Genomic DNA, 13,799 nt, shown 5'->3' on the forward strand with positions numbered 1-13,799 from the left:
AAAATCCGCTGGCCGGGGGGCGTGACAAAGGGACGGGGATATTGTCACGCTCTCCGAAGCGTTAGGACTCCGTGAGGCTTTTGGAAGCGTGACAATATCCCCGTCCCTTTGTCACGCCCCCTGCAGGTTACTTCTCCAGGCGCTCCTCGATGGAGCGGGCGATGCCTTCGGCATCGAGGCCCAGGTCGCGCAGGAGCAGGTCGGTCTTGCCCTGGGGCACGTAGCAGTCGGGGATGCCCAGGTTGAGCACCGGCGTCAAGAGGCCCGCGCGCGCCATCTCGCCGAGCACGCCCTCGCCCGCGCCACCGGCGATCACGCCGCCTTCCACGGTAGCCACGAGCTTCGTCTCGGCCGCGCGCGCGATCTCGGCCGCATCGAGCGGCTTCGCCCAGCGCATGTCCACCACGCGCGCCTCGATCCCCCGCGCGGCCAGAAGCTCCGCCGCGCCCTTCGCCCGCGACACCATGCGCCCGAACGCGAGGATGGCCACGTCGTCGCCCTCGCGGACCACGCGCGCGCGCCCCTCCTCCAGCACGCAGGGCTCCTCGGGCAGCGGCACTCCTTCTGCCGCCCCGCGCGGGTAGCGGATGGCGAACGGGCCGCCCAGCGCGAGCGCCGTGTGCAGCGCGTGCACGAGCTCGGCCTCGTCGGAGGGCGCGAGCACGCGCATGTTCGGCACCATCCGCGTGAAGGCCAGATCGAACATGCCGTGGTGCGTGGGGCCGTCCTCGCCCACCACGCCGGCGCGGTCGATGGCGAACACCACGTCCAGGTCGGGCAGCGCGTTGTTGATGATCATCTGGTCGATGGCGCGCTGCATGAACGTGGAGTAGATGGCCACGACCGGCTTCATCCCGCCGAGCGCGAGGCCGCTGGCCAGCCCCACCGCGTGCTCCTCGGCGATGCCGGCGTCCACGAAGCGGTCGGGGAACTCCTCGGAGAACGCGTCGAGCCCGGTGCCGCCCCTCATGGCGGCCGTGATGGCCACGATGCGCTCGTCGCGGCGCGCCTCGGCCGCGAGCGCCCCGCCGAACACGCTCGTGTACGACGGCGCTGACGCGGGCTTCTTCTTCACCTCGCCCGTGGCGATGTCGAACGGCGCGATGCCGTGGAACTTCTCGGGGTCGCGCTCGGCCGGCGCGTAGCCGGCGCCCTTGCGCGTGACCACGTGCATGAGCACGGGCACGTCGGTGTTGAGCACGGTGGCCAGCGTCTCGCGCAGCTGTCCGATGTCGTGGCCGTCGATGGGCGCGGTGCACAGGATGCCCAGCTGCTCGAAGATCATCGTGCGCGGGATGACGAACTGCTTCATCGACTCCTTCATGTTGCGCCCGAAGTTCATGAGCGCGCTGCCAAGGGGCCCGCTCTTCTCCATCTTCTCCTGCACGAAGTCGCGCGTCTCGCGGTACTGGGTGGAGGCGCGCATGTAGCCGAGGTGCTTCATGAGCGCGCCCACGTTGCGCGAGATGGACATCTCGTTGTCGTTGAGGATGATGACGAACGGCGTCTGCGCCTGGCCGATGTGGTTGAGCGCCTCGAACGCCATGCCGCCGGAGAGCGCCGCGTCGCCGATGAGGGCCACGATCTTCTCGTCGCCGCCGCGCAGCTTGCGGGCCTCGGCCAGGCCGAGCGCCACCGAGAGCGAGTCCGACGCATGGCCGGACGGGTGCACGTCGCTGGGGTTCTCGTCGGGCTTCGGGAAGCCGGAGAGGCCGCCGTAGGTGCGCAGCGTCTTGAACTCGTCGAGCCGGCCCGTGAGCAGCTTGTGCGCGTAGGCCTGGTGCCCCACGTCGAACACGAACCTGTCGTGCGGGCAGTCCATCATGCTGTGCACGGCCAGGATGATCTCCACGGCGCCGAGCGAGGAGGCCACATGGCCGCCCGTCTCGGAGGCCACCGTGACGATCTCCTCGCGGATCTCCCGGGCGAGGATGGAAAGCTCCTCGTCGGAGAGCACCTTGAGGTCGGCGGGGGACGACACCATGTCGAGGATGCGGTTTTCATTCATGCTCGTGCCTTTCCGTGCCTAGGCCGTCGCCTGCGGGCGCCGCTCCTGCGCGTCCTCGGGTTTTGCCTCGCCTTCCCCATCGCCCTCGGCGTCCTCGCCCGCAGGCGCGCCGTCCGCCTCGTCGGCGGCCCGCTGCGCCTCGATGTTCTCCTCGAGCAGGTCGCTCGCCCGCAAGCCGAGCGCCACCGCCTCCTCGTACAGGGCGAGCGCGTCGTCAAGGGGCAGGCCGTCGTCGTTCACCGCGTCGACGATCTCGTCGAGGCGGCCCTTCACCGCTTCGAACGTATCATAGGTTCCGGAAGCCATCAGGACGCCTCCCCCGCCGGCGCCGCGACCGGGGCCGCAGCCGCAGCCGCTGCCGGGGCCTCGGCCCCCTCCTCCAGCCGCTTGGCGATGCGGCCGAGCACGCCGTTCACGAACCGCGGAGACTCGTCCTCGCCGCCGAAGTCCTTCGCCAGCTCGACGGCCTCGTTGATGGCCACCGAGGTGGGCACGTCGTCCACGTACATCATCTCGTAGGTGGCCAGGCGCAGGATGGAGCGGTCGACGATGGGCATGCGCATGAGCGACCAGTTCTCAGACGTGGCCGCAAGGTGCTCGTCGATGGCGCAGCGGTGCGCCTCGACGCCGCGCACGAGCGCAAGCGCGTAGGGCGGCAGCGGCCCGTCCTCGGCGAGCCGGTTGGCGCCCTCGGCGATGGCCGCAGGCGATTCGTCGGTTATCTCGCTCGAGTAGAGCACCTGGAGCGCCTCGCGTCGGGCGCGCGTTCGTTCGTGTCGTTTTGCAGCCATGGATGTCTTTCCAACCTCGGGTTTCTTAGCGGGCGAACTGGATGCCGTCGATGTACACGTCCACCGCGCCCACCGGGATGCCCACCTGGCTGGCCACCGCGTCCACGACGGCCTGGCGCACCTTGGCGGCGAGCTCGGGCAGCGCGTAGCCGTAGTACACGTCCACGCGCACCGACACGTGCAGCTTGTCCTCCTCGTCGAGCGCGATGTCGATGCCCTGGGTGGCGGGCTTGCTGGCGAACACCGCGCGCAGGCTGCTCGTGGAGGAGGGGCCCACCGAGGCCACGCCCTCCACCTCGCCCACGGCGATGGACACGATGGTTTCGACGACGCCGGGCGCGAGCGCCATGCCGTCGATGTTCAAATCGGTCACAGTACGTCTCCCATCTGGGTCTCGATGAAGTCGGTCGTCGCGTCGCCCGCGCAGAACACGGCATTGTCCAGCACGCGGCGATGGAACGAGATAGTGGTGGCGATGCCCTCGATCACGAACTCGTCGAGCGCGCGGCGGCCGCGGGCGAGCGCCTCCTCACGATCCTGCCCGTACACGATGAGCTTCGCCACCAGGGAATCGTAGTACGGCGAGATGCGCGAGCCCGTGCGCACGTAGCTCTCCACGCGCACGCCGGGTCCCGCCGGAGGCTCGAAGCGCGTGATGGTGCCCGGGCACGGGCGGAAGCCGTGCGCGGGATCCTCCGCGTTGATGCGGAACTCCATCGCGTGGCCGAACGGCGCGAACGGCGCGCGCTCGGCGCAGCTCATCGGCTCGCCGGAGGCGATGCGCAGCTGCTCCTTGATGATGTCGGTGCCGGTGATCTGCTCGGTCACCGGGTGCTCCACCTGCACGCGCGTGTTCATCTCCATGAAGTAGAAGTGCCCGCGCTCGTCGAGGAGGAACTCAATGGTGCCGGCGTTTCGGTAGTCCACCGCGCGCACGGCCTTGATGGCGGCCACGCCCATGGCGCGGCGCAGCTCCTCATCGAGGGCCGGCGAAGGCGCCTCCTCGATGAGCTTCTGGTGGCGGCGCTGCACCGAGCAGTCGCGCTCGCACAGCACCACGTTGTTGCCGAAGTCGTCGGCCAGCACCTGCAGCTCCACATGGCGCGGGCGCAGGACGAGCTTCTCCAGGTACACGCCGTCGTTGCCGAACGCTGCGCCGGCCTCGGTGCGCGCGGCCTGGTACTGGGCCTCGAGGTCGGCCGGGTCGTGCACCTCGCGCATGCCCTTGCCACCGCCGCCCGCCGTGGCCTTGATGAGCACGGGGTAGCCCACGGAGTCGGCGAAGGCCTTGGCCTCGGCGGCCGTGTCGATGCAGCCGTCCGAGCCCGGCACCGTGGGCACGCCGCAGGCCTTCATGGTCTCGCGGGCCATGCTCTTGTCGCCCATGCGCTCGATGCACTCGGCCGAGGGGCCGATGAACACGAGGTCGTTGTCGGCGCAGGCGCGCGCGAAGTCGGCGTTCTCGGCCAGGAAGCCGTAGCCGGGATGGATGGCCTCCGCCCCGGTGGTCTTGGCCGCCGCGATGATGTTGGACATGACGAGGTAGCTTTTCGCCGCCTGGGCAGGTCCGATGCACACGGCCTCGTCGGCGTAGCGCACCGGGTAGGTGTCCGCGTCCTCGACGGAGTGCACCGCCACCGTCTTCACGCCCAGCTCGCGGCAGGCGCGCATGACGCGCAGCGCCACCTCGCCGCGATTGGCCACCAGTATCTTGCTAAACATTATGCCGTCTCCGGGGCCGGGGCGGGGGCGCCGTGCGGTTCGACGTAGAACAGCGGCGTGCCGTACTCGACGGGCGAGGCATCTTCGAGGCAGATCTCGCGCACCGTGCCCATCTCCTCGGCCGTGATCTCGTTCATGAGCTTCATAGCCTCCACGATGCACAGCGTCTGGTTGGCGGCCACTTCGTCGCCCACCTGGACGAATGCCGGCTCGCCGGGCGCGGGCGACGCGTAGAACGTGCCCACCATGGGGGCCGTCACGCAGTACCAGTTGGAGGGGCGCTCCGCAGCGTCGGCGGCAGCGGCGGCAGGGGCCTCGGCCGCGGGCGCGGGGGCCACGGCGGCCACGGGGGCGGCGGCTGCCGCGACGGCCATGGCGTCGGAGGACAGCGTGCCCGGCATGCGCACGGCGATGCGGGTGCCCTCCTCCTCGACTACGATCTCGCCGACGCCGCTTTCCTCGGCGACGCGAACCAGCTCGCGAATCTGATTGATGTCCACGTAATCGTCCTCCTTGGTGTGGCTCGACTCCTGCTCCAAGAGGAAGTCGACCTTCTCCGATGTGCGGTGCTTGCTCAGGTACGTGCGCGCCTCGTTGGGGAAGAGGGCGTACATGAGCACGTCCTCCTCGCTCTTCGCGAGGTCGCCGATCTCCTCTTCAACCTGGGCGTACGTCGTGGTGACGAGCGAGCCCGGCGCGACGTCGGGCGGCAGCATCTCGGAGTTGCCCACCACCTTCGCCACGATGTCCTTGTCCATGCGGCCCGGCGCCTTGCCGTAATAACCGCAGATGTAGTCCTTCATCTCCTTGGACACGACGCTCCAGCGCTTGCCGGTGAGCACGTTGAACACGGCCTGCGTGCCCACGATCTGCGACATCGGCGTGACGAGCGGCGGATAGCCCACCTCGGCGCGCACCTTGGGGATCTCCTTCATCACCTCGGGTAGACGGTCGCCCGCGTTCTGGATCTCCAGCTGCGACACGAGGTTCGACATCATGCCGCCGGGCACCTGGTGCGAGTACACCTGCATGTGCGTGAGCGAGGACACGCCGCGCTTGTAGTGGCCGCGCTTGCGCACCTCCTCCCAGTATTCCGCGATCTCGAAGAGGAGGTCCAGGTCGAGGCCCGTGTCGTAGCGGCTCTCCTGCAGGGCGGCCACGATCATCTCCACGGCGGGGTGCGAGTTGCCGAAGGCGAGCGGCGCGTGGGCCGTGTCCGCGATGGCGGCGCCGGCCTCGGCGGCCTTGATGATGTTGGCGGGGGCCATGCCGCCCACGTAGTGGCAGTGGATGTGCAGCGGCAGGCCGATCTCCGCGTTGAACGCCTTCACCATGCGCTCGGTACGGTAGGGCGTGAGCATGCCGGCCATGTCCTTGATGCAGATGGAGTCCGCGCCGAGGTCCTTGAGCTTCTGGCCGTACTCCAGGTAGCTGTCCAGCGTGTGGACCGGCGACATGGTGTAGGAGATGGCGGGCTCGAAGTGGCCGCCGCACTCGTTGATGGCCTCGGCGTTGTCCACGATGTTGCGGATGTCGTTGAGCGCGTCGAACACGCGGAAGACGTGCACGCCGTTGCGCTTGGCCGCCTTGATGAAGCGGTTGCAGATCTCGCGCGAGTAATGCTTGTAGCCCACGAGGTTCTGGCCGCGGGACAGCATGGCGAGCGGCGTGTTCGGCGTCTGGGCCTTGATGGAGCGCAGGCGCTCCCACGGGTTCTCGTCGAGGAAGCGCAGGCACGTGTCGAACGTCGCACCGCCCCACGCCTCGATGGCCCAGTACCCGACACGGTCCATTTTCGGCAGGATCGGCAGCATGTCGCCGATCTGCATGCGCGTGGCCCAAAGGCTTTGCTGGCCGTCACGGATGGTGGTATCCATGATTTGAAGCCTTGGCATGAACTCACACCCCCTTAGGTTTGCAGTTAGTCAAAGATCGAAACATGAATTATAGATGAAGGGAGCGCAAGCGCGACGATGCGTCCGGAAATTCACCGGTAAGGAACAGATTAGGGGGATGAGGGGAGGGAGGAGGGGCGGACGATGCCGACTGAGTGCTACTTTAAATGCACATTTAGTTGTGCTATTATCTATGCATCTTAAAGTGCGACTATAGGGAGGCAAACATGGCGCCCCAGGAGATACTGAACAGAGCGAGCAACGTGCGCGATTTGGTTTCAGGCCGGCCGAGGATCAGCGTCACCGACCTTTCGCGCAGCAAGGACTGGCGCGCCCAGTTACCCGAAGCCGGCGTGATGGAAGTGACCGACAGGGGCGACACCGCCGCATGGCTGCTTTCCGACGAGGATATGAGGGCCATTCTCGACGGCTACACCTATCTCGAGGAAGAGCTCGAGCGCGCCCAGATCGCCGCGATGTTCAAGGCCAGGGAAGGCTCCGTCGCCAAATCGGGCGCAGAGCTCGAAGCTGCCGCCATGGACGTTTTCGCCGCACGCAAGAAGGAGCTGAGGAGCGTCATCGATGGCGATTAGCGACGAGCTGCTCCAAGAAGCCGTAAGGGCTGTAGCGAGGGTCGAGGGGTTGGCCATGGATGAGAACGACCTCGTCGAGGACGTGTTCCTACTAGCCTGCGCCTTCCCCGAAGAAGAGGACTTCAAAGCCGCCGTCGCGAGCACCTGCAGGGCGATGGCCTTTCTCGTGGAGGGCCGCGTGAAGTCGGGGGATTTGAAATACGAGTTCGAAGGCTGGCACTCCTACCATTACCAGCACCGCGTCGGCCAAGGCGTGCGCGCGCTCTGCCGCATCATGTTCAAAGAGGCGGACGGCGGGATCGAAGTCAAAGGCTTCGGCCACCGCCGCATCCCCAACGATTTCTACGGACGGATGAGTGCAGGGAGGAGGTAAGGAGCGCCATCAGGGACGATCGGCGATTAGCGACGAGCGATAGCTTTGAGAAGCGATGCGAATCCCTCGCTCAGTAGAAGAGTATAGCTGGTGTCCAGCCGCACGCAAACATATTTGATCCAGTACCAGTTGTTAAAAGCAGCCTGCGCGGCCATTTGGCCTAGCACCAACCCCCATATGCCAAGATGGAAGATTGAGACCAAAAAAACAGAAAGACAGACTCCGCAGATAGAAGATGAAACGAAAGCGAGCGCATAAGGAACCTCGTTTGTATTCGAAATGTAGGCAGCAAAATTTGATTGTTGTCTCCAAAGGAAATAGTACAGAAGAGTCAAAGCAAGGAAGCCCGTCGGCAAGCTGTAGGAGCTTTTGAACATCGCAACAAGCGGCACGACGAACACGGATATCACGATTGCCCCTACGAAGAAAACGAAGACGAAGCCGGCGGAAGACCTGCCTATCAACTCTTTTTCCCTGCCGATATCCCGTTCCGCAAAAGCAGACTGCAGCGCAGGATGATAAGAATTGGCCATTACGGCAGCTATGCTCGCAACAGCATTCACCAACTGAATTGTCAGAGAATAGAAACCCGTTTCTTCCAAGCTGATAAAAAGAGAGCAAACCACTGTACCCGATTGAGTCACGAGGTAATTCGACAGTAATACAGCCCCGTCTTTGTACGCGTTAACCGACATCGAAGAGTACAGCTCTTTCTGCCTCTTGCCGTCTTTCAATTCCCTAATGTGCGCAGGCTTCAAATGAGGCTCAATCGTTTCATCGTGCCAAAAATAATGACTGCATAGTATTCGAAACACCAGACCTTGGGCCACATAGCCAATCACTGGCGAAAGCAATCCGAAACCCAAAAGAAACAAAACTGCGCAAACAGCGATCTGAATGATGACTGAAAGAATCGAAGCTTTGTTGACTGAAACAAGTGATCCGATCCCTCTTAACGCAGATTCGAAATAAGCGTAGTAAAGGTTTAAGAAAATTCCCAAGCTGTACAAGAACCAAGTAGGGATTGTCAACATGTTATCTGTTGGATAAATGTACGTGACATATGCGGTACCGGCCGTTAAAAGCAGCATGATCGCTATGCACGATATCGCTCGATACAGTTTCCTTGAAACAATGAAGACGTTCGCGAACAAAGTCCAATTAACAAAACCCGGAACATTGCCATAAACTACACCCGTTCGCAAAAGATCGTCGGCCCCGGCTAAACAATATGCAAGATTTCTGGCAAGCGCAGGCGCAAATCCGAACTGCAATAAGAAGGCAAAGCCCGATATGGAAACAAAGGCATACCAAAGACCCAACTGGTCGCCGGGAAGAAAAAATAGAAGCAGCGGAAGGGTTAGAAAATTGACACCAAGTCTGAACACAGTGCCGAAGTAGTTCCAGGTCAAGTCTTTTGATGAAAGGCTAATCCTCACGAGGCTCTTCCGTTCGCTCGCAGCCCCCTCCGAGGCCAAGCGGGATGAGTAGCAAAACCCACCATAGAGTCGCCGCAGAACTGACGAACAGAACCGCATCAAACAAGTTGAGGACAAGAACTGCGGCGATCATCAAAAGACACGCGAGTTTCAAGTTGATACTAGAACGACGCAACCCTGAAAGAGTCTCTCTTATCAAGAGGACAAAATAGCCAGCAATTAGCAAGAAGCCGGCTATCCCCGTCTCAAGCATTACCCATAAATAGAAATTATGCGGCTCCACCAAGAGCGTTTGGCCCATGAAAATGAAAGAATTCCACACGCCGTCGGTACTTCCCCGATCAATATACCCCGAATACAGGCCAGTGTACCAATCCTGATAAGGAAACACGTTTCCCAAACCATATCCGAACAGTGCATTAAAGCCATCGGATGCTTTAAGGCATTCGGCGATACCCCTCCATGTAGCAAACCTGCCGGAATCGAAACTGAGTATTCGAGAAGAATAATTACTCAATTGCCCAATAGGATCAATCATCATGATCAAAAGCGCAACTCCAAGACAATACAGCACTTTCAAACCCGCATGCTTTTCCGGGAAAAAGAAAATGCAGCTCATAAATAAAGCCGGGTAAACAGCCGCCCTTGATTGAGTGAGCAACGCCGCTAACAAAAAAATTGAAACGGCAAGAATCAACCAGCTTTTCTTTACTTTGAGATATTTCAGCACGCAGGCAAGCGATATCAGCAGAACCGCGGTGTAACCAAAAACAACTGAACCAAGCCCAGGAAATTGAAGTCTTGTTTTAGAATACAGGCTGTTATAAACAATCAAGTTGTACAGAACGACAAGCAGAGTGACAAAAGCCGCTGCGCGCAAGATATTGAATGACAATTTTTTAAAGTCGATCGATCCCTTCAACGCGATCCCGATAATTGCGTTGGCATAATAGTATGGCATAGCAATCCACAGCCATTGAACGATCACCCTATCCACAAGGGCAGCCTTGAAACCAATCACGAGGCCGATAAGGAGGGAAAAGAATAGGAATGTCGAAAAAAGTTTAAGCTGAAGAAGATAAGAGGATGGCAGAAAACCTTTGACGCCAAGTAGTACGGCGTTTAACGCAATCGCACCGAAGATGATAAAAAGAATTTGCGACGGCAATAAATAGCCAAGCAAACTTATTCTTAACTGAGAGACGCCCGGCATGGCTCCCAAAAGAGGGATCACGCACGCAATTCCCAACAGTATTGGGTAAAGACCCTGACCCAAAACCCTAGATTTCAACACGATTCCTTTTTTCCGCCTTCATGTACAGGCCGATGAGCAGCTTGTCAAAAATCCTCTTTCCCAATATGGTGAGGAGCATTCTTTTGACCAGCTCCTTCATTCCCCTGCTCCTTCCCCCTTTAAAGCTCTTGTATTCCTCCGAGGGAATCCAAGATCCGTATTTGTGATGGATGGTGACCGTTTCATTGAAGTATCTAGATCCGATTTCATGTTTGTACGGACAAAAAACTATGTTCGGATACAGAGTAAATCCTTCAACAACCTGAAAGGAGTTGTTTCGTACCAAACCCCTCTGCGAGTAGTATTCGGTTATCGTCTTCACATTGGAGGTCATATCGAGCCGGCCGTCCTCGAGGGTGAAGCGACGGCCATCAAACAAGGCGAGTAGATTTCTAAATCCCTCAAAACCCTTTTCTGAACCCATTATCCCCGTCGGAATAGAGCACACATTCTCAAAACCAGAAAACGCCTTATGAACAAGGAATTTGTCGAGAGGCTTGAGAATCTCCACGTCCGTGTCCATGTAGATTCCGCCAAAACGATAAAGAACATCAAGCCGAGCAAAATCAGAAACAAACGCATATTTTTTTGCTTCATACGCTTGCCTGGCGTATTCGCATTGGGAGAAATCAAATGTATCTTCATCCCATCTTCGAATCTCGTACTCGGGAAGAATCCTTTTCCAGCTCTCAATGCACTTTATCGCCAAATCCGGAAGCTCTCCGCGTCCAAACCAGCAGTAATGAATAACCTTGGGGATCATGGGGAAATGCCTTTCGCTACACGTTAAATCGCACTTGTACATTCATCGCCAGGGAAGACCATTCGGCTTCTATTAGCCGAAAAGCGACCTTCAACTGCTTGCATGCATAGACTTGTTTGGTTTTGCCGAGCTTATGCACCTTGCCGGCACGCCCGCCCATACCGTGCCGTCAGGAGCATCTGACAGCATGACGGCATTTGCGCCGATGACCACACTATTTCCTAAAGTGATGGGCCCCAACACCTTTGCCCCAGCGCATATTTCGCATTTGTCTCCTATAACAGGTACGCTTTGATGGCCCGAGCGCCCCCCTATGGTCACCTGTTGCCCGATAAGGCAATCACGGCCAACTTTTGCTCGCTTATGAATCACGACACCGATACCTTTATACCCAAACACAGTGCCCTCACCCAACTCGCACGAAGAAGGGATAAAGGAGTTATGAACAAGGTATATCTCCATTTCAATCAGTCTAGCAAGCGGCTTAAGCCCATGCGTATAGCACCAGCGGGCTCTCCGATACTTGTTGACTGCGTTCATGAGGTTCGCCATTGCTCGATCTCCTTCCCGGCAAGCACATCGGCAATCCTCTCACTCGCCCTTCCATCTCCATAGGGATTGCTCATGCAAGACATCGCCTCGTAAGCCAAGGGATCGACGAGCAACTCCGTAAAGGCGCGGTATATGCTTGCCTCATTTGTTCCCACAAGCTTCAAAGTGCCTGCGGCAACGCCTTCAGGACGTTCGGTTGTATCGCGCATGACCAAAACAGGCTTGCCCAAGCTAGGAGCTTCCTCTTGAATACCGCCCGAATCCGTGAGGACGAGATGGCAGCGAGCGAGCACGTTATGAAAGTCGAGCACTTCGAGAGGTTCGACAATACGGAGCCGATCGAACCCATCGAGCTCATAATGGGCAGCATCCCTTACTGCAGGATTCATGTGGATAGGGTAGACGGCTTTCACGTCCTGATGCTCCTCCATTACGCGACGGATAGCCCGAAACATGGAATGCATTGGTTCACCCAAATTTTCACGGCGATGCGCAGTGATTAGAATAAGCCTGCTTCCTTCGGCCCAATCAAGCACCGGATGAGAATAATTTTCCTGCACCGTTGTGCGCAGCGCGTCAATGCCAGTATTACCCGTAACGAAAATCGAAGAGATGGGCTTTCCTTCTGAGGCAAGATTACGCTTTGAAGCTTCTGTCGGAGCGAAATAATGCTCGGTTAGGACGTCCACAGCCTGACGGTTGAACTCCTCGGGCCAGGGGCTGTACAAGTCGCGGGTACGCAGGCCCGCCTCCACGTGCCCCACCGGGATCCGCAGGTAGAAGCTCGCCAGCGCCGCCGCGAAGGACGTGGTGGTGTCGCCATGAACAAGCACCGCGTCGGGTCTCTCTGCCTCGAGGATCGCTTTTATCTTGAGCAGCACGTCGCAGGTGACGTCGAAAAGTGTTTGGTCCGGCCTCATGATGTCGAGGTCGTGGTCGGGCACCACGCCGAATGTGCCGAGCACCTGGTCGAGCATCTCGCGATGTTGGCCGGTGACGCACACGACAACTTGGAAGTCCTCCAAGCGCGACTTGAGCTCATTGACGAGCGGGCACATCTTGATGGCTTCCGGGCGCGTGCCGAAGACGAGCATGACCTTCTTCATGATTGATTTTCTCTTTTCAAGGATCAGGCGGGCCTTCATGGGTGATCAAAGCTTGTACACATTCTCGCCAGACCCAAGCACGTCGCGCGTGTCGAGGAGGACGCAGCCTCCGAACGCCTCTGGCCTGCCCTTCACCTCGGAGTGCCCCACCATGACGATCGCCATCTCGAGGCCCTCGAGGAACTCCTCCATGGAGTGGACCTGGTTCGGCACCACGTCGCGCTCGACCCAGGGGTCGTAGACCTTGCAGGGCGCGCCCGCGAGGTGTCTGCCCATGCTCTCGAGCATCTGCAGGGTCGGGGACTCGCGCACGTCGTCGACGTCCTCCTTGTAGGAGAGGCCGTAGATCCCCACCTTGGAAGGGTCGGCGATGCCGTGCTCGCGCATGACCTCCGAGGCGCGGGCGAGGACGAACTCCGGCATGGAGTCGTTCGTCTCGCGGGCGTTCCTGATAAGCCGGGCGAGCTCCGGGTAGTCGCCCACGAGGAACCAGGGGTCCACGCTGATGCAGTGGCCGCCGACCCCCGGTCCCGGCGAGAGGATGTCGACTCTCGGGTGCTTGTTGGCGATGCGGATGATCTCGCGCACGTCCATGCCGTCGGAGCGGCAGATCTTGGCGAGCTCGTTGGCGAAGGCGATGTTCACGTCGCGGAAGGTGTTCTCGACCACCTTGGTCATCTCGGCGGTGCGTATGTCGGTGACGGCGATCTCCCCCTGGCAGAACGAGGCGTAGAGCGACTTCACGAATTCGCCCGTCTCCGGGTCGTCAGCGCCGACGGTGCGGTTGTTGCGAAGGAGCTCCCCCACCATGTCGCCCGGGATGATGCGCTCGGGGGCGTGGGCGAGCCTCACGTCGCCGCGTCCTCGCTCCGCGAGGACGGGCCGCACGAAGCGGTCGATCGTGCCGGGCGACACCGTCGACTCGATCACCACGACAGCGCCCTCCGGGGCCACGTCCAAGATCGATCCCACCGCGCCGGCGACGAAGGAGGGGTCTATCCTCTTGGTCGCCTTGTCGTAGGGAGTGGGCACGCTCACGACGTAGACGCCGCACTCCTGGTACTCGGTCGCGAACCTTGCGCCGGCCGCGACGGCCCTGTCGAAGAGCTCGTCGAGCCCCTCCTCCTTGAACGTGGTCCTCCCGGCGTTCAAGGTGGCCACGAGCTCCGCGTCGCAGTCGGTGCCGACGACCTCCACCCCGTGCGCAGCGAACATGAGCGCTGTGGGGAGCCCGATGTAGCCGAGGCCTATTACGTTTATCAT

The 13,799-nt window shown here is 60.4% G+C and carries 14 protein-coding genes; 2 read left to right on the forward strand and 12 right to left on the reverse strand.

Annotated features, from left to right (window positions below):
• Positions 1-127 precede the first annotated feature (127 nt).
• The 6 genes from dxs to accB are packed head-to-tail and all read right to left on the reverse strand — an operon-like array spanning position 128 to position 6,416.
• Positions 128-2,008 (reverse strand): 1-deoxy-D-xylulose-5-phosphate synthase, encoded by a 1,881-nt coding sequence (gene dxs, locus FX134_RS06780; protein ID WP_080799496.1) that lies wholly within the window; start codon positions 2,006-2,008, stop codon positions 128-130.
• 18 nt (positions 2,009-2,026) lie between these two features.
• Positions 2,027-2,314 carry an exodeoxyribonuclease VII small subunit gene (locus tag FX134_RS06785; protein WP_080799499.1) on the reverse strand — a complete coding sequence of 96 codons (288 nt, stop codon included), beginning with the start codon at positions 2,312-2,314 and terminating at the stop codon, positions 2,027-2,029.
• Complete coding sequence (gene nusB, locus FX134_RS06790; protein ID WP_080799501.1) at positions 2,314-2,799, reverse strand: transcription antitermination factor NusB; 486 nt, start codon at positions 2,797-2,799, stop codon at positions 2,314-2,316. Before nusB ends, FX134_RS06785 begins: the two co-directional genes overlap by 1 nt.
• 25 nt (positions 2,800-2,824) lie before the next feature.
• A complete protein-coding gene (locus tag FX134_RS06795) occupies positions 2,825-3,172 on the reverse strand; it encodes an Asp23/Gls24 family envelope stress response protein (protein WP_080799504.1) in 348 nt (115 codons plus the stop codon).
• Positions 3,169-4,521: an acetyl-CoA carboxylase biotin carboxylase subunit gene (gene accC, locus FX134_RS06800; RefSeq protein WP_080799506.1), complete on the reverse strand. Its 1,353-nt coding sequence runs from the start codon at positions 4,519-4,521 to the stop codon at positions 3,169-3,171. Before accC ends, FX134_RS06795 begins: the two co-directional genes overlap by 4 nt.
• Positions 4,521-6,416, reverse strand: coding sequence for an acetyl-CoA carboxylase biotin carboxyl carrier protein (gene accB / locus FX134_RS06805; protein WP_080799509.1), 1,896 nt, complete (start codon positions 6,414-6,416; stop codon positions 4,521-4,523). The genes accC and accB overlap by 1 nt, the downstream gene beginning before the upstream one ends.
• A 227-nt stretch (positions 6,417-6,643) precedes the next feature.
• Here accB and FX134_RS06810 point away from each other — a divergent pair, with 227 nt between their 5' ends.
• Both FX134_RS06810 and FX134_RS06815 read left to right on the forward strand, forming a co-directional pair.
• Positions 6,644-7,009, forward strand: coding sequence for a hypothetical protein (locus FX134_RS06810; RefSeq protein WP_080799512.1), 366 nt, complete (start codon positions 6,644-6,646; stop codon positions 7,007-7,009).
• A gap of 55 nt (positions 7,010-7,064) precedes the next feature.
• Positions 7,065-7,382, forward strand: coding sequence for a hypothetical protein (locus FX134_RS06815; RefSeq protein ID WP_143412153.1), 318 nt, complete (start codon positions 7,065-7,067; stop codon positions 7,380-7,382).
• Positions 7,383-7,408: 26 nt separating this feature from the next.
• Here FX134_RS06815 and wzx read toward each other — a convergent pair whose 3' ends face one another.
• The 6 genes from wzx to FX134_RS06845 form a co-directional block, all read right to left on the reverse strand.
• A complete protein-coding gene (wzx, locus tag FX134_RS06820; protein WP_172623407.1) occupies positions 7,409-8,821 on the reverse strand; it encodes an O-unit flippase-like protein in 1,413 nt (470 codons plus the stop codon).
• Positions 8,811-10,112, reverse strand: a complete 1,302-nt coding sequence (locus FX134_RS06825) for an O-antigen ligase family protein (protein WP_143412155.1) — start codon at positions 10,110-10,112, stop codon at positions 8,811-8,813. Before FX134_RS06825 ends, wzx begins: the two co-directional genes overlap by 11 nt.
• Complete coding sequence (locus FX134_RS06830; RefSeq protein ID WP_080799524.1) at positions 10,102-10,878, reverse strand: glycosyltransferase family 32 protein; 777 nt, start codon at positions 10,876-10,878, stop codon at positions 10,102-10,104. Before FX134_RS06830 ends, FX134_RS06825 begins: the two co-directional genes overlap by 11 nt.
• Positions 10,879-10,968: 90 nt before the next feature.
• Entirely contained in the window at positions 10,969-11,430 is a 462-nt protein-coding gene (locus FX134_RS06835; protein ID WP_197735970.1) for a serine O-acetyltransferase, read from the reverse strand.
• Complete coding sequence (gene wecB, locus FX134_RS06840) at positions 11,415-12,536, reverse strand: non-hydrolyzing UDP-N-acetylglucosamine 2-epimerase (protein WP_080799527.1); 1,122 nt, start codon at positions 12,534-12,536, stop codon at positions 11,415-11,417. The genes FX134_RS06835 and wecB overlap by 16 nt, the downstream gene beginning before the upstream one ends.
• 45 nt (positions 12,537-12,581) lie before the next feature.
• Positions 12,582-13,799 carry a nucleotide sugar dehydrogenase gene (locus tag FX134_RS06845; RefSeq protein ID WP_080799531.1) on the reverse strand — a complete coding sequence of 406 codons (1,218 nt, stop codon included), beginning with the start codon at positions 13,797-13,799 and terminating at the stop codon, positions 12,582-12,584.

This window comes from Arabiibacter massiliensis, assembly GCF_902386925.1.
In the GTDB taxonomy this organism is placed as follows: domain Bacteria; phylum Actinomycetota; class Coriobacteriia; order Coriobacteriales; family Eggerthellaceae; genus Arabiibacter; species Arabiibacter massiliensis.